Below are 19,541 nucleotides of genomic sequence, written 5' to 3' on the forward strand. Positions count from 1 at the left end.
CGACGGTCAGACGACGACCGCTGAGGCGACCTCGTAGTCGGACAGCACCTCACGGCCGGGCAGGTCGCCGATCTCCATGAGGAAGCTGAACCGCACGCTCGCCGCCCCCGCGCGCTCGAGCATGTCCGCGACGGCGCGTGCCGTGCCGCCCGTGGCGAGCACGTCGTCCACCACGAGCACGTGCTTGCCGTCGATGCCGTTCGGGTTGATCACGAGCTCGGACGCGCCGTACTCGATGGTGGCGTCGGCCTCCAGGAGCTCGCCGGGGAGCTTGCCCTTCTTGCGGACCATCGTCATGCCCACATCGAGCGTCTGCGCGACCACGGGGGCGAAGATGAAGCCGCGCGCGTCGACTCCCGCGACGATGTCGACCTTCGCGCCTCGCGGGGGCATGAGCGAGATGCAGGCCTCCCGGAACCGCTCGGGGCTCGCGAGGATCGGCGCGATGTCGTAGAACAGGATCCCCTCGACGGGGAAGTCGGGGTACGTGTCGAAGTCCTCGAGCGTGATCATGGCATCCATCCTGGCACGCCCACGCGCATCCGTTCCCACGCGATAGGGTCGCAGTCATGGAGCGCACTCTGATCCTGGTCAAGCCCGACGGCGTCCACCGCGGCCTCTCGGGAGAGATCCTTCGCCGCATCGAGGCGAAGGGCTACAGGCTCGTCGCAGTCGAGCTGCGGCAGGCCACCCCTGAGATCCTGGGCAAGCATTACGAGGAGCACGCCGGCAAGCCGTTCTACGAGGCGCTGGTGGAGTTCATGCTGTCCGGGCCCACGCTGGCCGTGGTCGCCGAGGGCCAGCGGGTCATCGAAGGCTTCCGGTCGCTTGCCGGCGCCACCGACCCGACCTCGGCAGCGCCCGGCACGATCCGCGGAGACCTGGGCCGCGACTGGGGCCTCAAGGTCATGCAGAACCTCGTGCACGGCTCGGACTCGCCCGAGTCGGCCGCACGCGAGATCGGGATCTGGTTCCCCGAGCTCTGACTCGCGGCGCTCGAGCAGCGTCGTGAGGCTCAGCCCTCCATGAGGCGGTAGCCGCTCGACCAGTACAGCAGCGGCGCCGCCGCCTGCCGGGGTTCCCCGATCGCTGTGACCCGTGCGATGACGAGCGTGTGGTCGCCTGCCTCGATCTCCGACTCGATCCTGCACTCGAACCACGTGAGCGAGCCGTCGATCACCGGAGCGCCGCCCGGGCTGGCAGTCCAGGAGATGCCCGCCCACTTGTCGGTGCCCGAGCGTGCGAAGGCGTTCGACTCTGCACGCTGGTCCTCGGCCAGCACGGAGACCGCGATGCGGTCAGCGGCGCGCAGCCTCGGGTAGGTGGAGGACGTCGCCATGACGCTGAGCGCGATGAGCGGCGGCTCGAGCGAGACCGAGAAGAAGCTCTGGCACGTGAACCCGGCGGGAGCACCGTCGTCCATCCCGCTCACCACGGTGACGCCGGAGGCGAAGAGTCCGAGCGCCGCCTTCAGGTCGGCAGGGTCGAGCGCGGGCGCCTCGTCGGCGGCGGAGGCGTCCACGCGGGCGTGAGCGTCCACGGCCTCGGGCTCATGGTCGAAGACGTCCATGAGGACGCCCGCGATGTGCGCGGCGAGAACGTCGTCCCTGGGGGTCATGGCGGGCGCCGTCACGCCTCGTCCAGGAACCAGCCGCCGACCATCTCCTGGCTGAAGGGCACCGAGTAGGCCATGAGTGCTCCGGCCTGCGCGTCGCGGGCGATGCGCTGCACCGGCGACTTGGTGAGGTAGCCGCCGCCTCCCGCGACGCGGACCATCAGCGCAGCGGCCTTCTTCGCGACCTCGTTGGCAAGCATCTTGGACGTGGTCGCCGCCTGCAGCCATCCCTCGTCGCCCTGGTCGGCGAGCCATGCGGCGCGCTCCGCGAGGGCGCTGGCGGCCTGCAGCTCCGCCCAGACCATCCCGGTCTCCATGCGGACCCACTGCGCCTGCGCCAGGGTCGACGAGGCGCCGGGCTTGGCCTTCGTCGCGCCCGCCCGCAGCTGGTGCAGGGCCGCCTCGGCGATGCCGATCGAGATGAAGGCGAAGCCGACCGTGATGAGGTTCGCGTACGTCGGCGCGGGCGGCGCGCACATGCGTGAACGCTGCAGCGTCGTGCCCGCGAACGCGACCCCGCGCGAGCGCGTGGCGCGCATGCCGCTCGTCTCGTCGATCGGCGGGAAGGACACCGTGTCGTCGATCGTGACGCCGAAGAAGCCGGGCGCGCCGTCCACACGGGAGTTGAGCAGCAGGTGCTGCGCGACCTCGGAGCCCGAGATGAACATCTTCCGGCCCGTGAAGGACCAGTCGTCCCCGTCGGGCGTCGCGTCCGTCTGTGAGGTGAGGAAGAGGTTGCCGCCGCCGGGCTCGGAGAGGGCGTTCGCGAAGCGCGAGCCGGCCTTGAGCTCGGAGGCGAAGAACGCGGCCGACTCGTCGTTCGACATGGTGACGAGCGCGTGGGCGGCGCCCAGGTGCATGAGCCACAGCGTCGCGGCCGACGGGTGGGCCTGCGCGAGGCGCCGGACGACGGCGACGAGGGTCGCGTAGGACAGCGCCTCGCCGCCCTGCTCGCGGGGGAGGAAGGCGGCGTCGAGCCCGGTCGCGTGGAGGCGCTGCAGGTGCTCGATCGGGATGCGAGCGTCGATGTCGTCCTGTGCGACGGTCGCGGCGAGCTCGGGCGTGATCGTGTCGACGAGGTCGACCCAGTGCTGCTCGGCGGCGGGGACGGCGGTGGGGCTCGGGACGGTCATGGGGGACTCCTTGCGTGGCGGGGGTGGTCAGTCGGGAAGCGGTGCGGTGCCGGGGGTGTCGGGCAGCACCAGGTCGAGGAAGGTCTGCGAGCCTACGTCGATCAGGCCCAGCTCCGTGAGCCCGATGTCGGGGACGACGAAGAGCCCGACGAAGGACAGGATCATGAAGGGTGCGCGGATCGGGCAGCCGAGCGCGGCGGCCGCGGCATGGGCCTCGCGGAGCAGGTCGAGCGTCTGCTCGTACGGCGCGTCGCTCATGACGCCGCCGACGGGCAGCGGCACGCGGGCGAGCACCTCGCCGTCGGCGACGGCCACGAAGCCGCCGCCCATGGACTCGAGCTCGCGGACGGCATGCAGCAGCTCGTCGTCGGCGGTGCCGACGGCGGCGATGTTCATGTTCATGCAGTTCATGCTCACCGCGAGCGCGCCACGCGTGAGGCCGAAGCCTCGCACGAAGCCGATGCCTCGGTCGCCGCTCGCGTGATGGCGGTCCATGATGACGACCTTCAGCATGTCCTGGTCGACGTCGGCCTGCACCGCGCCGTCGCGGACGGGGAGCGTCGTGGTGATCGCCCGCTTGAAGTAGCCGTGGTGGAGCTCCATGGCGCGCACGTCCACGCTGTCCCGTCCGTCCTCGACGCGCACCGCGAAGGTGGCGGGCGTGAGGTCGTCGGGCAGGTGCAGGGTGTCACGTGTCCACTCGGGGAGCGCGTCCTCGTTGCTGAACAGCGGCGCGCCGTCCTGGGCGACGACCGTGCCTGCGCTGATCACGTGCGAGGGCCGCACGTCCGCGAGGTCGGGGATGACGAGAAGATCTGCGAGGCGTGACGGTGCGAGCACGCCGACCACCTGGTCGAGCCGGTAGTAGTGCGCGGGCTGCGTCGTCGCCATCCTGTAGGCGAGCTGAGGGTCCACGCCGAGCGCGATCGCACGCCGGATGTGGTGGTCGATGTGGCCTTCGTCGACCAGGTCGGTGACCTGCTTGTCGTCGGCGCAGAAGCACAGGCTCCTCAGGGCGGGCGCGACCTTGTCCAGGTCGGCGAAGATCGTCGCGGTGTTGTCGCTCAGCGAGGACGCCATGACCGTGATCATCGCGCCGAGCCTGGTGCGTTCGAGCACCTCGTCGACCGTCACCGAGTTGTGGTCGTCGCTGACGCCGGCGGCGAGGTAGCCCCACAGCGACTCGTGCGTCTGCGCGGCGGTGTGGCCCGTGATGCGGCGTCCCTGGACCAGAGCCTCCCTGTAGCGCGCGGTCGAGACCTCCGAGTAGTCGAAGGGGTTGGCCTCGCCGAGGGTGACGGCCGCGTCCTCCGCGAGGCGCGCGAGCACCGTCGACTCGGGCACGCGCTGGCCGCCCCGCTCGAGCGTGTCCGAGGTGGGCGCGGTGGGGGAGACCTGGTGGAGGATCCTGAGCGGGGTGCCCGTGTCGAGCAGCGGCGCCAGGCCGTCCTCGCCCCAGATGTTCGCCGCCGCATTCGGGTCGGTGAGGACCGTGGTCGTGCCGCGCGGCACGCTGACGCGAGCCAGCTCGCCGGGGGTCAGGTTCGTGTACTCGATGTGCAGGTGCGCATCGATGAAGCCGGGCACCACGAAGGACCCGGAGGCGTCGATCTCCTCCGCCGCGGTGGGGAAATGCCCCCACGGGGTGAGGGTGGCGATGTGGCGGCCCACGACGATGACGTCCCGCTCGAGCCACTCCTCGGTGCCGGGAGACTGGACGCGTCCCCCTCGGACGATCAGGTCGGCGCGCTCCTGTCCCGACGCGACGGCGCGGAGCGCGACCAGCTCGTCCGTGGTCGGGTACAGGTCGGCCTTGAGGGTCATCGCAGCGCGGCCGCCGTCGAGTCGAGCTCGCCATGCAGGGACGCCTTGAGGTCGTCGTCCGCGAAGCTCGCGTCGATGGACCGCGCGGCGAAGCCGACCATGTCCTCGGCTCCCCAGCCGTAGGCCTGCGCGGCGGCGGCCCAGTCGTGGACGAGCGTCGTGCCGAGCGGCTCAGGGTCGTCGGTGTTGAGGGTCACCTTGACGCCCGCGTCGAGCAGCGCCTGGATGGGGTGGGTGTCCCAGCCGGAGTAGACGCCCAACGTGAGGTTCGAGCGGGGGCAGATGCCGAGCGGGATGCCGTCCGCCGCGAGGCGCTCGACGAGGCGGGGGTCCTCGATGGCGCGCACGCCGTGGTCGATCCGCTCGGCGTGGAGCAGGTCGAGCGCGTCCCAGACGCCTTCGGGCCCGGAGGATTCGCCGGCGTGGACGGTGCGACGCAGCCCTGCGGCCTTGGCGAGCCTGAACGCCTCGGTGAACTTGGGCCCGGTACGGCCCGCGACCTTCTCGTCGCCGTCGACGGACAGGGCGACGACGCGCGAGGGGCGGTGGTCGACCAGGTGCTCGACGATCTCACGGGCCTCGTCGGCGCTCTGGGTGCGCAGCAGGGACCAGGCGATGTTGACGGAGCACAGGCCGTCCTGCTCCGCCTCCTCGAACCCGGAGCTCACTGCGTCGAGCAGGGCCGTCTCGCGTCCGCGCCACCTGCTCCAGTGCGTGGGGTTGATGATGACGTCCGTGTACCGCGTCCCGGAGACGGACTGGCGGGCGGCGAAGACGTAGGCGATGCGGGCCGCCTGCTCGGGAGTGCGCACCAGGCCGCACTGCCAGTCGAGGAAGCGGAGGAAGCCGCTGAGCCCGCCGGTGCCGACGCCTGCGCCACCTCCCGTGGTCTCCTCCGGCATCGCGAACTCGTGGTGGGTGGAGACGTCGAAGAGCGTCGCCGCAGGTCCGGGGAGCGTCTCGCCGTTCTCCTTCGCGAGGTGCAGGAGGTCGGCGAGCGCGATCCCTCCCTCGAGATGCACGTGCACCTCGGCCTTGGGAAGGGTGCGGACGAGCTCCTCGTCGATGCGGGGGAGGGCCGGGGACGAGGCGGAAGGGGCTGACATGGTGACCACCGTACCTTCAATGTGACACTTGTTGACAAGCGGGTCACGAATGATTTTCACAGACGTAACTTCGGCGAAATCTACGCACGACCTCCGGCTCTAATGATCATCTGTATAGAACGCGTCGAGGAACTAGTAGACAAGTCGGGCGGGGCTAGGCCCACGGCGGACGGGCGGTCCTCACCATCGAGTAGTGCACCAGGGTGGGGTCGTGATACTCCATCGAGTGCAGCAGCCGCTTGCCGCTCGCGCCGATCCCGACGAACTCGAACGTCATCACCGGCTCGCCGGCCTCGCGCTCGAAGAGCGATGCCATGGCCTCGTCCAGCGTCGCGAGCCCCGGCGTCGTGACCTCCCAGACGATGGCCTCGCCGTGGATGCGGGCGATCGCGTCGAAGATCGACTCGGCAGGATCGAGCTCCATGGGACCGGGCAGCGGCAGCGAGTTGTGCGCGATCATCGCGACCTTGCCGTCGGCTCGCCACCGCTTCCGAGTGGATGCGATGAGCGTGTCCTCGGAGAGCTCCATGAGCGCGGCGATGCGGCCCGGGATCGGCATCGTCTCTGAGGACAGCGCCTCGACCTCCGCCTCGTATCCCAAGCGGTGCAGAAGGTCGGTGTGCTCGAACTGCTCCTCGAGTCGGACGCTCATCCGCAGCGCGATCGGGTCCACCGTGGTCACGGTGCCTTGGCGACGACGCACGATTCCCTGGCGCTCGAGCCCGGACAGCGCATTGCGCAGCTGCTGCCGCGTGCAGCCGAGCCTCGAGGTCAGCTCGAGCTCGCCGGGCAGGGGGGATCGTGTCTCGGCGGCCTCGCGCACCAGGCGGAGCAGCTGACGCTGGATGGGCTCCACGTTCGGCGCGGAGAAGGGCAGATAGCTCACGTCGTCACTCGCAGTCGTCCGGTGCGGTCAGGCTAGCGTGCCTGGCAGAGGGGTGGAAGGGGCGTCGAAGGCCCACGCGGGGACGCCTCGCGTCGCCTCGGTGGCGATGCGTCGCGTCTTGGGGGAGAGGACCTCGTCCAGCACGACCTCGACCACGTACTGGGCCTCGCCCTGGAGCAGGTGCCCCGCGTAGGCGGCTCCACCCTCTGTCCGCACTCCCGCGGACACGTGCACGTGGACCGACATGGTGCCGTCGTCCTGGGTGGCGACCGTGCCCGAGCCGATTCCCTCGAGGAAGGTGACGTCGACGTGGTCGGTCAGCGGCTCGTCCGGGTCGGGGCCGGGCTCCCCGTGCGTCGCGATGAGCCGCACGTGACGGAACGCGCCGGTGCAGCTGACGATGACGGCCTGCGAGATCCCGTGCGCGCGGCAGGCCGACTCGATGCTGCCGAGGACGTCGTCCCCGGGCTCGAGTGCAAGGGCGAGCCGCCTTCCGACGGACAAAAGGGCAGTTCTCATGCGGTTTCGGATCCTCCGGACGCTGTCGTGGATTTGTCACTTATCGACAAGATCCTTGTGGCAATCCTAGAGGTGGGAACGTTTCCAACGCGGTTCGTGCGTGATTCGTCGCGTTTCGAAAGTGTTAACTCTGTGTCACTTTCTTCACTTGTTGACATTTGCACGTGTCTAGGGGCGCTAGCGTGTCTGCCTGACGGCGACGTCTCCCCCACCCCCTCACGATGCGGAGCCCTGCATGAGCACGACCCAGCGCACCCTCACGGGCATCGGCCTGTGGGACGGCACCACCGACCGCGGCACGTCCACGGTGACGTGGGACGGCGACCGGATCGTCAGCGTCGAGCCCGCCGCGCAGGGTGCCGAGTCCGAGCTCAGCCTGATCCCCGGCATGATCGACACCCACGTGCACCTCGACTCCAACGCAGGCTCCGGCCACGCGGACTGGGGCACCTGGCCGCTCATCACGCCGGCCTCCGAGAAGTCGCTCCACGTGGTCGCCCACGCAGCGAACGCCGCCCGCGCCGGCATCACCACGCTCCGCGACCTCGCCGGCTCCGAGGTGCAGCTCGCGGCGTCCCGCGGTCTCGACGACCACCTCGTGCCCGGGCCCCGCCTGCGTGTGCACGGCACCGTCGGCATGACCGCCGGCCACGGCGACCTCTTCACGCCTCCGCACTACCCGCACCGTCCTCCGGTCGCGGACTCGCCCGACGAATGCCGCAAGCTCGTCCGCCAGTGGGCGCGCCAGGGCGCGCATGGCATCAAGATCCACGTGTCCGGGGGCGTGCTCTCCCAGGGAGACGGAGTCGGCTGGCGCAACCAGACCGACGCCGAGATCGCGACGACCGTCGATGAGGCCCACGCGCTCGGCATGATCGTCGCCGCACACGCCCACTCGGTCGAAGGTGTCGACAGGGCGCTCGCGCACGGCGTCGACTCGATCGAGCACGGCACCGGCATCCTGCCCCGGCACTGGGACGAGCTCATCGAGCGCAACATCCCCATCGCGCCCACGCTGCTCATCAACGACCGCATCGCCGCCCGCGAGATCCCCGTCACGGACGAGGCTGCGGAGAAGGCGAAGGGGGTCGTCGCCGAGCGCGACGACCGCTTCCGAGGCGCAGCAGAGGCGGGCGTCCGGTTCGTGCTCGGCACCGACGCCAACGGCGTCATGGTGCGCTTCGGCGACCAGCATGAGGAGCTCCGCCACATGCAGTCCCTGTTCGGCTGGACCGCCGAGCGGACCCTCGTCTCCGCCACCTCCGACGCCGCCGATGCGATCGGCATGCCCGACCTGGGCCGCGTCACCTCAGGTTCCCGCGCCGACATGCTCGTCGTGCGCGGACGGCCGTGGGAGTCCCTCGAGGACCTCACCGCCGACTCGATCGTCGCCGTGATCGTCCGCGGCGAACTGCTCTTCGGCGCACTGCCGGAGTGACTCCCCCCACCCCCATCCAAGGAGAACGCCAGTGACGAACTTCCCCCGCCCCCGCCGGCGGCTTCTGGCCGCCCCCGCGGCCGCTGTCGCCGCAGCGACGCTGCTCGCCGCCTGCTCCGGTGGCACCGAGGCCGAGGAGACGACCGACGCCTCAGGCACCCCGGCCGCCGCCCAGGACGTCGTGTTCGCCCTCAAGGAGGACCCGACCTGCCTCGACCCGCAGCAGACGTCGATGACCACGTCCCTCAACATCGGACGCCAGCTCACCGACTCGCTGCTCGACCAGGACCCCGAGACCGGCGACATCGTCCCGTGGCTCGCGACCGACTGGTCCGTGAACGACGACGCCACCGCGTACACGTTCACCCTGGCTGAGGGAGTCACGTTCTCCGACGGCACCCCGCTCACCTCCGACGTCGTCGCCGCGAACTTCGACGCGATCAACGAGCTCGGAGACGCCGCCTCGCTCGCGAGCGCCTACCTGGCCGGCTACACCGGCACCGACGTGACGTCCGAGACCGAGTTCACGGTCAGCTTCTCCGAGCCGAACGTGCAGTTCGCCCAGGGTGCGACCACGATGAGCCTCGGCATCCTCTCGGCCGACTCCGCCGCGGCCACCGCCGAGGAGCGCTGCCTCGCCGTCGTCGGCACCGGCCCGTTCGTCCTCGACGACTACACCGTCAACGACTCGGTCACCATCGTCAAGCGCGAGGGCTACGACTGGGGCTCCGAGCTCCGTGGCCACACCGGCGACGCCTACCTCGACTCTGTCACGTTCCCGATCATCACCGAGGCCTCGGTCCGCACCGGCGGCCTCGAGTCCGGCGAGTACGACCTGATCCAGGACGTGCCGTACATCGATGAGGCCCGCTTCACCAACGATGAGTACCGGCTCTACGCGGCCGCGAACCCCGGCGTGCCCAACTCGTTCGTGATCAACACCGCGCACGGGCTCATGGGTGAGACCGCCGTCCGTCAGGCGATCACCAAGTCGCTCGACCGAGATCAGATCAACCTGCTGACCGGTTCCGCGAGCGGCCAGGCGCCCACCAGCGTCCTCACCTCGTCCACCCCGGGCTACACCGACCTGGGTGACACCCTCGCCTACGACCCCGAGGGCGCGGCCGCGCTGCTCGAGGCCGACGGCTGGGAGCTGGGCGCCGACGGCATCTACGAGCGTGGCGGCGAGACCCTCACGTTCACCGTCACGGCGTTCTACGCCCAGGACGTGCTGGAGGCCGCACAGATGCAGCTCGCCGACAACGGCATCGACATGCAGATCAACATGGTCGCCGTCGGTGACTTCTTCGGCGCGATCGCCACGGGCGACTACGACGCGCTCGGTGCGGGACTCACCCGCACCGACCCCGACGCCCTGAGGGTGATGCTCTCGGCAGAGTCGACCGGCCGCTGGGGCATCGTCGATGACGCAGAGCTCGAGGCGCTCCTCCAGGAGCAGGCCGCGACCGTGGACACCGCCGCCCGTCAGGCGATCGTCGACGAGATCCAGCAGATCGTCGCCGAGCAGGCCTACGTCATCCCGACCCTCGAGACCGTGCAGCTGCACGCCTCGGCCGCGGCCGTCGACGGTCTGACCTTCGACTCGGCTGCGCGCTTCAACCTCTACGACGCCATGGTCGTCGGCTAACAGAAGGGCCATCGACGTGAGATCAGCAGGAAGGCTCCACCGGGCGGGACCGGTCCTACGGTTCGTCGCACCCAAGGTGCTCCAGGCCCTGTTCGTGGTGTGGGCCACCTACACGGTGACCTTCCTGCTGATCCACGCGCTCCCTGGCGACCCGGTGCTCGCCGCGCTCGCGGTGCGCGCCGGGGACGCCGCGACCACGGACCCGGAGGTCCTCGATGCCCTTCGGGCCCAGTACGGGCTCGACGGGTCGATCCTCCACCAGTACGTCTCCCACTTCCTCGCACTCTTCCGCGGGGACCTGGGCGTCTCCATGGCCACGGGCTACGACGTGTCCGACATGGTCGCGCGGGCGTTGCCCAAGACGGTGGCCGTCGCGGCGCTCGCGCTCGTGCTCGGCTTCGTCGGCGCCCTCGCGTTCACGATCGCCGCCTACCTGGCCCGCCCTCAGTGGCTGCGAGGCGCGATCTCCCAGATCCCTCCGCTCGGCATCGCGATACCCGCGTTCCTCACCGGAGTCGTCCTCATCAGCGTGTTCGCCTTCCAGCTCGGCTGGTTCCCGGCCTCCGGGGCCGACGGCTTCGCGTCCACCGTGCTCCCCGCGATCACGCTCTCGCTTCCGACCGGCGCGATCTTCTACCAGGTGTTCTCCGCGGCCGTCTTCGAGGCGGGCGAGGCGGGCTTCGTGCGCACCGCACGGGCGAAGGGCCTCAGCCAGCCCGTCGTCATCGGCCGTCACATCCTCCGCAACGCGGTACTCCCCGCGATCACCATCATCGGCCTGCAGATCGGCTACCTCGCAGGAGGCACCGCGGTCGTCGAGACCGTGTTCTCCCGCGACGGGATCGGCCGCATCACGGTCGACGCCGTGCTCGCGCGGGACATCAATGTCGTCACCGGAGTCGTGATGGTCGTCGCCGTCATCTATGCCGTCACCACCATGATCGTCGATCTCCTGTACGGGGTCCTCGATCCCCGCATCCGCACCCGGGTCGCGGCGAAACCGCGCACGCGCTCCCACGCGGCGACTCCCGCAGGAGGTGATGACGCATGAGACGTCTTCTGAACCCCGTGACGCTGTTGTCCGCGCTCGTGCTCGTCGTCACCCTCATCGCCGTGATCTGGCCCGGGCTGCTCGCCCCGTACGATCCCTTCGACTCGGTGGGCGACGCCCGCCTCGAGGCGCCGAGCGCCGCGCATCTCTTCGGTACCGATGCTCTCGCGAGGGACGTGTTCTCCCGAGTCGTCTACGGCGCCAGGCTCTCGCTCCTGGCCGCCGTGCTCGCCACCACAGCAGGCGCGGTGCTGGGAGGCCTCGTCGGCCTGATCTCCGGCACCGCCGGCGGACGCGTCGACTTCGCGATCATGCGTGTCATCGATGTCATGCTCGCCATCCCCGGCATCCTGCTCGCCCTCATCGTCGTCGCCTCCCTCGGCTTCGGCGCGGTGTCCATCGCGATCGGCGTCGGACTGGGCGCCACCGGCTCGTTCGCCCGAGTCATGCGCGCCCAGGTGATGCGCATCAGGAACGAGGAGTACATCGAGGCGGCGCGCACCATGGGTCTGCGCCGACCGACCATCCTGTTCCGGCACGTGATGCCCAACGCGTCCCAGCCGATCGTCGCGATGGCATCGACCGAGCTCGCGCTCGCGATCCTCGCGGTCTCCGCGCTCAGCTTCCTGGGCTTCGGAGCCCAGCCGCCTACCCCCGAGTGGGGATCGCTCGTGTCCGACGGGCGCCAGTTCATCGCGACTGCGCCGTGGCTGAGCATCATGCCGGGCTCGGTGATCCTCGTCGTCGTTCTCGCCGTCAACGGGCTCGCCCGCAACCTGGGAGGCAACCGATGAGCGCCGCACCCGTCCTCCGCGTCACGAATCTCCACGTCACCTACGGCTCCGGATCCGCGCGCCACCACGCTGTCCGCGGCGTCGACCTCGAGCTCGGCGCGGGCCGCATCCTCGCTGTCGTCGGCGAGTCAGGATCAGGAAAGAGCACCGTCGCCAACGCCGTCCTGGGACTCCTTCCCGACGGCGCGCGTCTCACCGAGGGCGTCGTCGAGGTCGAGGGCGTCCACCTCACCGCGATGCGTGAGCGCGCCCTCCGACGAGTGCGGGGCGACATCGTGGGCTATGTGCCGCAGGACCCGTCTCGCAGCCTCAACCCTGTGCTCCGGATCGGGGAGCAGATCGCGGAGGCGCTGCGCCGACACACGGACCTGAACCGCGCCGACGCCGCCGCGCGCGCGGTGGAGATCCTCGACGAGGTCGGCATCCCCGACCCTGAGCTCCGTGCACGCCAGTACCCGCACGAGCTGTCCGGAGGACTGCGTCAGCGCGTGCTGATCGGCATCGCGTGGGCGTGCACCCCGCAGCTGGTCGTCGCCGACGAGCCGACGAGCGCGCTCGACGTGACGGTGCAGAGGCATGTGCTGGACCGTATGGAGGAGCTGCGCGCCGCACACGGCACCGCGGTGCTCCTCATCACGCACGACCTTGCGGTCGCCGCCGACCGCGCGGACGACATCGTCGTGATGCAGCACGGCCAGATCGTGGAGTCCGGGAAGGCGGCCGAGGTGCTGTCCAACCCTCAGCACGAGTACACACGCGCGCTCGTAGGTGCGGCGCCGGGCCTCCACTCCGCACGCATGCTCCCGCGCGTCGAGCCCGCGGCGGTGACCGCAGGCACCTCGGACGCGCCGCTCCTCACCGTCCGCGGCCTCCAGAAGACCTACCCGGGCGACGGGGGAGCGGGCGCGGTGCACGCTGTGAAGGGCGTCGACCTCGACATCCGTCGACGCGAGACGTTCGCGATCGTGGGGGAGTCCGGATCAGGCAAGTCCACGACCGCACGCATGATCGCGCGGATCATCGACTCCGACTCGGGCGAGATCCGCTTCGACGGTGAGGACCTCACTGCCATGGAGGGCGAGCGGCTCCGACGGTTCCGCCAGTACATCCAGGTGGTGTTCCAGAACCCCGTCGGCTCGCTGGATCCGCGCATGACCGTCGAGCGGCTCGTCACAGAGCCGCTCCGCGCGCAGCGCTTCCTGTCGCGCCGCGAGCGTGCGGCGACCGCACGCGAGCTGCTCGACCAGGTGCGACTCGGTCCGGAGCACCTCGAGCGCCGTCCGGCGCAGCTGTCAGGAGGGCAGGCGCAGCGCGTCGCTATCGCGCGGGCACTCGCCGTCCGACCCGAGCTGCTGGTGCTCGACGAGCCCGTCTCGGCGCTCGACGTCTCGGTGCAGGAGCAGGTGCTTCAGCTGCTCGTGGATCTTCAGGCCGAGCACGGCCTCACCTACCTGTTCATCTCGCACGACCTCGCGGTGGTGCGACAGATCTCGGACAGCATCGCGGTGATGTCGAAGGGTGAGGTCCTGGAGCGCGGGCCGGCCGCCGAGGTGCTCTCGGATCCGAGGTCCGAGTACACCCGCGAACTGCTCGCGGCCATCCCGGGGCAGGTCACGGCCTCCTAGGGCCGCGGCCCCTCTCCACGGCGGCTGCGAACCCGCGCTACGCGGCTCCCGGAGCGGGGATCCCCAGCGCGGCGGCGCCCGCGCGGAGCCTCTCCGCGGTGACTCCCGCCGTCGAGAGCGCGTACGTGTTCGTGATGTGTGCGCCGTCGCGGTAGACCACCACGTCGCCGATGATCGGCGCGCACATGTCCTGCGGGCAGATCACGTCCGTCACGTCGACGAACGTGGCGCTCTCCACGGCCTCGGCTGCCGCCCGCTGAGCGGGCGACGCAGAGCTGGCGAGCGCGTCCTCACGAGGGAATGCGCACGCAGTGGCGTCGTCGGGGTTGTCGGCGAGGCACGTCACGATGTCGTACCCGTTCGGGGCACGCGGGTTGTCGCTCAGGGCGACCACGCCGATGCCCGCCTCGGCCAGGGTCTCCCACCGCTGCTCGAGGCCGGCGAGACCGTCGTCGTCCCGCTCCTTGTCCTCGTCGTAGTGCTCGGGAAGCACGCCCCAGGCGGAGCCTTGCGAGGTGATGACGGCGTCCGGCGGGTCCGCGAGAAGGGTCGCGAGCATCGCGTCGTTCCACTCGACGCACGGCTCCCAGACGACGCCGTCGCGGATGCGAGCCGCATCCGAGAACGGGCAGGCGCTCTTGGAGTACATCGTGATCTCCCAGCCGTTGATGCGGCCGACCTCGTCCAGGACGTCGTACCACTGCCCGAGCTTGGAGTCGCCGATCGCGGCGAGGCGCACGGATGAGCCCTCCTCGCCGATGACGCATGGCTTGACCTGTGACTCGGTGGGGCCGGACACGCAGTCAGCAGAGACGTACGACGGGGTATCGCTGCTGATCGCCGAGAGGTCCTGCCAGATCCGGTCATAGGTGATCCGCGGAGCACCCGCGGGGCTCGAGGCGGGATCGGTGCCCAGCGCGGAGGCGCCCAGCGGCACCGAGCCCTCGACGCTCGTCGTGCTGGCGGACGCGGGAGCTCCGACCCGTGCGGTGGACGCCACCACGAGACCCGCGGAGACGGCGAGCAGAGAGCACGCGGCTCCCACCGCGAGCGGCGTGAACGCGTCCTTCGACAGGCGCGGCGAGAACCGGGCGGGGTTCTCGATCAGCCGCTGCGTGATCCACGCGAGCAGCACCGCCAGCAGCACTGCAGCCACGCCCCAACGCACGCGGGTCAGCCCGAGCCCGTCGCGGGCCGCGACCAGGAGGGGCCAGTGCCACAGGTACAGGGAGTAGGAGATGCCTCCGATCCAGACGAACGGCTTCCACGACAGCGCGCGCGACGCGAGGGAGGGGCCGAAGCCCGCGACGATGACGGCGCCGGTGCCGAGCACGGGGGCGAGGGTCGCGACTCCTGGCCATCCCACCGCCTCCTCGAGGAAGAAACCGGACCAGACGATCGCCGCGAGACCCGCGAGGCCGAGGGTGTGGCCCAGCCAGACCGGGATGCGTGCGAGGTAGGGCGCGAGCACCGCGATGAGGCCGCCGATGGCGAGCTCCCACAGGCGGGTGGTGGTGACGAAGTAGCCGCGCGGATCCTGCGCGATGCCGAGCTGGATCGCCCACCAGAACGACGGCACGGCGATCAGGACCAGCCCGACAGCCATGGCTCCGCGCAGGTGTGCGCGGGTGCGCTTGGCGATCCACAGCGCGGCGAGGAGCACCAGCGGCCACACGACGTAGAACTGCTCCTCCACTGCGAGCGACCAGTAGTGGAGGACGGGCGAGGCGCCCATGTCCTGCGCGCCGTAGTCGATGGAGCGTGCAGCGAAGAGCCAGTTGACGACCGACAGCGCCGCGCCGACGATGTCGTAGCCGAACGCACGGACCGTGGAGGCGGGCAGCAGCCAAGCGGTGATGGCAGCGGCGAAGACCAGGACGGTGGCAGCAGCGGGCAGCAGACGCCTCGCGCGGCGCGCGTAGAAGCGGGCGAGCGACACACGTCCGTCGCGCTCCGACTCTCTGACCAGCAGGCCGGTGATGAGGAAGCCCGAGATGACGAAGAACACGTCCACGCCGACGAAGCCGCCAGGCAGCTGCGTGATGCCGGCGTGGTAGATCAGGACCATGCCGACGGCGACGGCGCGAAGGCCCTCGATATCGAGTCTGAGCGCGCTCCGGGCAGGCTTCGCGGAGGTCAGATGTGGGCTGCGCATGCGGCGCAGTTTAACCGGCGGAGGCGGGGCATCCTTCAATCGCGGCGCTGGAGAGGGTGCAGTGTGCGCAACCTCGCTCCGCGCCCGTGAGGCACCCAGGCGTGAGCGCCTGAGTCCCCTAGACTCCCCAGCATGCATTTGAAGACGCTGACGCTGCGCGGGTTCAAGTCCTTCGCGTCGGCGACGACCCTCGAGTTCGAGCCGGGCGTGACCTGTGTGGTCGGCCCGAACGGCTCGGGCAAGTCCAACGTGGTCGACGCGCTGGCCTGGGTCATGGGCGAGCAGGGCGCCAAGACCCTGCGCGGCGGCAAGATGGACGACGTCATCTTCGCCGGTACGTCGGGCCGCGCGCCGCTGGGCCGCGCCGAGGTGTCGCTCACGATCGACAACGCCGACGGCGCGCTTCCGATCGACTACTCCGAGGTCACGATCTCCCGCACGCTCTTCCGCTCGGGCGGATCCGAGTATGCGATCAACGGCACCGCCTGCAGGCTTCTCGACATCCAGGATCTGCTCTCCGACTCGGGCCTCGGCCGCGAGATGCACGTGATCGTGGGCCAGGGCCAGCTCGACGCGGTGCTGCGCGCCACCCCCGAGGATCGGCGGCACTTCATCGAGGAGGCCGCGGGCATCCTCAAGCACCGCCGCCGCAAGGACAAGGCGCTGCGCAAGCTCGACGCGATGCAGGCGAACCTCACACGCGTGCAGGACCTCACCTCGGAGATCCGCCGGCAGCTCGGACCTCTCGGCAAGCAGGCCGAGGTGGCGCGCCAGGCGCAGACCATCCAGGTGCAGGTGCGCGATGCGCGCTCCCGCCTGCTCGCAGACGACATCGCCCGCCTGTCGAGCCAGCTCGAGCAGGACAAGGCCGACGAGACGGCGCTGCTGGAGCGTCGAGCCTCGGTTGAGAAGGCGCTCCAGGAGGCGCGCGACTCGCTCGCCGGGCTCGAGCGCGCGGCGGCGGAGGCGACGCCCGCGCTCACCAAGGCGAACGACATCTTCTATCGCCTCAGCGCCATCCGCGAGCGTCTGCGCAACCTCCAGTCGCTCGCCGACGAGCGGCTCCGCATGCTCGGCACCCAGGTGGACGCCGCGCCTCCCACCGACCTCGTCGACCTGGACGAGCAGGTGGAGCGTGCGAAGGCGGCGCGTGCCGAGCTCGACGCTGAGGTGCAGGCGGCCGCTGCCGAGCTGGAGGCCGCTGAGAAGACGCGCAAGGAGGCCGAGGACGTCGCGTATGCGTCGGAGAGGCACCACGCGACCCTGCTGCGCTCGATCGCCGACCGTCGCGAGGGCGTGGCGCGCGTCGCGGGCCAGGTGGCCGTGAAGCGCTCCCGCGTGGAGGCCGTCGAGGACGAGATCGGTCGTCTGCAGGAGCAGCTCGCCGCGGCCGAGAAGCGCGCCCACGAGGCCACCACGGAGTTCAAGGCGCTCGAGACCACGGTCACCTCCGTCGAGGAGGGCGAGGAGGACCTCGACGAGCAGCACGAGGTCGCCACCGAGGAGTGGGACGCCGCCAAGCAGGCGCTGTCCGAGCTCAAGGACGCCCTCAACGTGGCCATGCGCGAGCGTGACACGTGGGCCGCCAAGGCCGAGGCGCTCGAGATGTCGCTCGTCCGCAAGGACGGCGCCGGTGCGCTGCTCGCGTCCGATCGCAGCGCGATCCGAGGCACCGTCGCGGCGCTCGTCGAGGTCGAGCCGGGCTCCGAGGACGCGATCGCCGCAGCCCTGGGCCGTCTGGCCGACGCGATCGCCGTGGACGCGGTCGAGGACGCAGTGGATGCGATCCGCTGGCTTCGCGACGAGGACGCCGGACGTGCGTGGTTCCTCATCGGCGACCGCGACGCCGCCGCGACGAACCCGGACGTCGCGCTGCCCGAGGGCGCCGCGTGGGCCTCCGACGTCGTGTCCGGTCCCGACGGCATCGTGCACACGGTGCGGTCCTTCCTGTCCGGCGTGGTCGTGGTCGACGACCTCGCGACCGCGCGCGCCGTCGTGCGCGACCACAGGGGCGTCGTCGCGGTGACGCGTCGCGGCGACCTGCTCGGCACGCAGAACGCATCGGGCGGCGCAGGGGAGGCCCCGAGCGTCCTCCACATGCAGGCCGCCCTGGACGACGCGAAGGAGAAGCGGGACGCGGCCGCGCGTCGTGTCGAGTCGACGAGCTTCGAGCTCCGTGCGGCCGAGGAGGCGGAGCAGACCACCCATTCCCGGTACCAGACGACGCTCGACCGCCTCAACGAGTCCGACGCGCGCCTGTCCGCAGTCGCCGAGCAGCTCGGTCACCTCAACGCGTCCGCGCGTGCGGCGCGCGCCGAGGCCGAGCGGCTCCAGGTGCAGCTGGATGAGGCGGCCCAGCGCATGCAGACGGATCAGGACGCCCTGAGCGAGCTGACGGAGCGGCTCGCGGCCGCCCAGGCCGAGCCCGAGCAGTTCGAGGCCGACGTCGCGGAGGCGCAGGAGACGCGCGCCGCCGATGCACGCGCCGCCACCGCCGCGCGTGCCAAGGAGACCGAGGCGCGCCTCGCGCTGCGCACCAGCGAGGAGCGTGCGCGCGCTCTTGCCGCACGCGCGGAGAGCCTCGAGAAGGCGGCGGAGGCCGAGCGGGACGCACGTGCCCGCGCCGCGGAGGCCGCGGCGAGGCGAGAGCGGCAGGCGGTCGCGGCACGCGAGGTGCTCGCTGGCGCCCACGAGGCCCTGCAGGCGATCGACGTGTCGGTGCAGCGCGCCGACGACGCGCGTGCCGAGGCGGAGGAGGCGCGGTCGGAGCGCTCGGGTGAGCTGAGCAAGCTCCGCCGCACCGTGGACGAGTACACCCAGGAGCACTCGCGCCTGACCGACGACGCCCACAAGGACGAGGTGGCGCGCGCCCAGATGCGCGTGAGGCTCGAGCAGCTCGAGCAGCGCGCGGTCGACGAGCTCAGCGTGGACCCCGCACAGCTCGTCGAGGAGTTCGGGCCCCACCTGCCCGTGCCGATCCTTGGCGCGGCGGGCGACGAGGCGCGCGAGAAGGCGGCGCAGGCCGCCGAGGAGGCGGGGGAGGCGCTCCCTGAGGACTTCGCGCCGACGGAGCCGTTCGTGCGCGAGGTGCAGGAGAAGCGCCTTCGTCAGGCCGAGCGGGCGATGGGCCAGCTGGGCCGCGTGAACCCGCTCGCGCTCGAGGAGTTCGCGGCGCTCGAGGAGCGCCACACGTTCCTCCAGGAGCAGCTCGCCGACATCAAGTCGTCGCGCGAGGACCTGCTCGAGATCGTCAAGGAGATCGACGAGCGGGTCGAGCAGATCTTCACCCAGGCCTTCGAGGACACTGCGACGCAGTTCGCGCGCATCTTCCCCCGCCTGTTCCCTGGTGGCGAGGGACGCCTCGTGCTCACCGACCCCAAGCACATGCTCGAGACCGGCATCGAGGTCGAGGCCAGGCCCGCGGGCAAGAAGGTGAAGCGGCTGTCGCTGCTCTCGGGCGGCGAGCGTTCCCTGACGGCGGTCGCGCTGCTGGTCGCGATCTTCAAGGCCCGCCCCAGCCCCTTCTACGTGATGGATGAGGTCGAGGCGGCGCTCGATGATGTGAACCTCGGTCGCCTGCTCGAGATCTTCACCGAGCTGCAGGAGGACTCGCAGCTCATCGTCATCACGCACCAGAAGCGGACCATGGAGATCGCCGACGCCCTGTACGGAGTCACCATGCGAGGCGACGGCGTCACGACCGTGATCTCGCAGCGTCTCCGCGACGAGGGCGACGCCGCATAGGAC

15 protein-coding genes are annotated in these 19,541 nt (G+C 70.7%); 7 read left to right on the top strand and 8 right to left on the bottom strand.

Features of this window, described 5'->3' with window-relative positions; all coding sequences use genetic code 11:
- Positions 1-6: 6 nt before the first annotated feature.
- Complete coding sequence (locus QQX04_RS11015; protein WP_301129135.1) at positions 7-513, bottom strand: adenine phosphoribosyltransferase; 507 nt, start codon at positions 511-513, stop codon at positions 7-9.
- Between the two features lie 56 nt (positions 514-569).
- Between QQX04_RS11015 and ndk the strand changes: the two genes are divergently transcribed.
- Positions 570-986 carry a nucleoside-diphosphate kinase gene (gene ndk, locus QQX04_RS11020; RefSeq protein ID WP_301129137.1) on the top strand — a complete coding sequence of 139 codons (417 nt, stop codon included), beginning with the start codon at positions 570-572 and terminating at the stop codon, positions 984-986.
- A gap of 29 nt (positions 987-1,015) precedes the next feature.
- On the opposite strand, the gene QQX04_RS11025 is transcribed toward ndk, so the two are convergent.
- From QQX04_RS11025 to QQX04_RS11050, 6 genes are all read right to left on the bottom strand, one after another.
- The gene (locus tag QQX04_RS11025; RefSeq protein ID WP_301129139.1) at positions 1,016-1,618 is read right to left on the bottom strand and encodes a flavin reductase family protein; all 603 of its coding nucleotides are present in this window, start codon (positions 1,616-1,618) and stop codon (positions 1,016-1,018) included.
- A gap of 11 nt (positions 1,619-1,629) precedes the next feature.
- On the bottom strand, positions 1,630-2,748 hold the full coding sequence (locus tag QQX04_RS11030) for an acyl-CoA dehydrogenase family protein (protein WP_301129141.1): 1,119 nt from the start codon (positions 2,746-2,748) through the stop codon (positions 1,630-1,632).
- Between the two features lie 27 nt (positions 2,749-2,775).
- The gene (locus tag QQX04_RS11035) at positions 2,776-4,572 is read right to left on the bottom strand and encodes an adenine deaminase C-terminal domain-containing protein (RefSeq protein WP_301129146.1); all 1,797 of its coding nucleotides are present in this window, start codon (positions 4,570-4,572) and stop codon (positions 2,776-2,778) included.
- The gene (add, locus tag QQX04_RS11040) at positions 4,569-5,678 is read right to left on the bottom strand and encodes an adenosine deaminase (protein WP_301129148.1); all 1,110 of its coding nucleotides are present in this window, start codon (positions 5,676-5,678) and stop codon (positions 4,569-4,571) included. The genes QQX04_RS11035 and add overlap by 4 nt, the downstream gene beginning before the upstream one ends.
- Before the next feature lie 154 nt (positions 5,679-5,832).
- Positions 5,833-6,564, bottom strand: coding sequence for a GntR family transcriptional regulator (locus QQX04_RS11045; RefSeq protein ID WP_301129149.1), 732 nt, complete (start codon positions 6,562-6,564; stop codon positions 5,833-5,835).
- A 27-nt stretch (positions 6,565-6,591) separates the two neighbouring features.
- On the bottom strand, positions 6,592-7,083 hold the full coding sequence (locus QQX04_RS11050; protein ID WP_301129151.1) for a PCC domain-containing protein: 492 nt from the start codon (positions 7,081-7,083) through the stop codon (positions 6,592-6,594).
- A 235-nt stretch (positions 7,084-7,318) separates the two neighbouring features.
- Here QQX04_RS11050 and QQX04_RS11055 point away from each other — a divergent pair, with 235 nt between their 5' ends.
- Genes QQX04_RS11055 through QQX04_RS11075 form a run of 5 tightly spaced genes read left to right on the top strand, consistent with a single transcriptional unit; the run spans position 7,319 to position 13,639 of the window.
- Positions 7,319-8,521, top strand: a complete 1,203-nt coding sequence (locus tag QQX04_RS11055) for a metal-dependent hydrolase family protein (protein WP_301129153.1) — start codon at positions 7,319-7,321, stop codon at positions 8,519-8,521.
- 31 nt (positions 8,522-8,552) lie between these two features.
- Positions 8,553-10,169 carry an ABC transporter substrate-binding protein gene (locus QQX04_RS11060; protein ID WP_301129155.1) on the top strand — a complete coding sequence of 539 codons (1,617 nt, stop codon included), beginning with the start codon at positions 8,553-8,555 and terminating at the stop codon, positions 10,167-10,169.
- Positions 10,170-10,185: 16 nt separating this feature from the next.
- Positions 10,186-11,220 carry an ABC transporter permease gene (locus QQX04_RS11065; RefSeq protein ID WP_301129157.1) on the top strand — a complete coding sequence of 345 codons (1,035 nt, stop codon included), beginning with the start codon at positions 10,186-10,188 and terminating at the stop codon, positions 11,218-11,220.
- Entirely contained in the window at positions 11,217-12,014 is a 798-nt protein-coding gene (locus tag QQX04_RS11070; protein ID WP_301129159.1) for an ABC transporter permease, read from the top strand. Before QQX04_RS11065 ends, QQX04_RS11070 begins: the two co-directional genes overlap by 4 nt.
- Positions 12,011-13,639: a dipeptide ABC transporter ATP-binding protein gene (locus QQX04_RS11075; RefSeq protein WP_301129161.1), complete on the top strand. Its 1,629-nt coding sequence runs from the start codon at positions 12,011-12,013 to the stop codon at positions 13,637-13,639. Before QQX04_RS11070 ends, QQX04_RS11075 begins: the two co-directional genes overlap by 4 nt.
- A 37-nt stretch (positions 13,640-13,676) precedes the next feature.
- Here the strand turns inward: QQX04_RS11075 and QQX04_RS11080 are convergent, their stop codons facing one another.
- Positions 13,677-15,794, bottom strand: coding sequence for an acyltransferase family protein (locus QQX04_RS11080; RefSeq protein ID WP_301129162.1), 2,118 nt, complete (start codon positions 15,792-15,794; stop codon positions 13,677-13,679).
- A 132-nt stretch (positions 15,795-15,926) separates the two neighbouring features.
- Here QQX04_RS11080 and smc point away from each other — a divergent pair, with 132 nt between their 5' ends.
- Positions 15,927-19,538, top strand: a complete 3,612-nt coding sequence (gene smc / locus QQX04_RS11085) for a chromosome segregation protein SMC (protein ID WP_301129164.1) — start codon at positions 15,927-15,929, stop codon at positions 19,536-19,538.
- Positions 19,539-19,541: the final 3 nt, after the last annotated feature.

The sequence above is a fragment of the Demequina zhanjiangensis genome (assembly GCF_030418315.1).
GTDB classification, from domain to species: domain Bacteria; phylum Actinomycetota; class Actinomycetes; order Actinomycetales; family Demequinaceae; genus Demequina; species Demequina zhanjiangensis.

Coding starts and splice junctions, on each gene's coding strand:
- QQX04_RS11015 (WP_301129135.1), bottom strand. CDS start 513: ATGATCACGCTCGAGGACTTCGACACGTACCCCGACTTCCCCGTCGAG.
- ndk (WP_301129137.1), top strand. CDS start 570: ATGGAGCGCACTCTGATCCTGGTCAAGCCCGACGGCGTCCACCGCGGC.
- QQX04_RS11025 (WP_301129139.1), bottom strand. CDS start 1,618: ATGACCCCCAGGGACGACGTTCTCGCCGCGCACATCGCGGGCGTCCTC.
- QQX04_RS11030 (WP_301129141.1), bottom strand. CDS start 2,748: ATGACCGTCCCGAGCCCCACCGCCGTCCCCGCCGCCGAGCAGCACTGG.
- QQX04_RS11035 (WP_301129146.1), bottom strand. CDS start 4,572: ATGACCCTCAAGGCCGACCTGTACCCGACCACGGACGAGCTGGTCGCG.
- add (WP_301129148.1), bottom strand. CDS start 5,678: ATGTCAGCCCCTTCCGCCTCGTCCCCGGCCCTCCCCCGCATCGACGAG.
- QQX04_RS11050 (WP_301129151.1), bottom strand. CDS start 7,083: ATGAGAACTGCCCTTTTGTCCGTCGGAAGGCGGCTCGCCCTTGCACTC.
- QQX04_RS11055 (WP_301129153.1), top strand. CDS start 7,319: ATGAGCACGACCCAGCGCACCCTCACGGGCATCGGCCTGTGGGACGGC.
- QQX04_RS11070 (WP_301129159.1), top strand. CDS start 11,217: ATGAGACGTCTTCTGAACCCCGTGACGCTGTTGTCCGCGCTCGTGCTC.
- QQX04_RS11075 (WP_301129161.1), top strand. CDS start 12,011: ATGAGCGCCGCACCCGTCCTCCGCGTCACGAATCTCCACGTCACCTAC.
- QQX04_RS11080 (WP_301129162.1), bottom strand. CDS start 15,794: ATGCGCAGCCCACATCTGACCTCCGCGAAGCCTGCCCGGAGCGCGCTC.
- smc (WP_301129164.1), top strand. CDS start 15,927: ATGCATTTGAAGACGCTGACGCTGCGCGGGTTCAAGTCCTTCGCGTCG.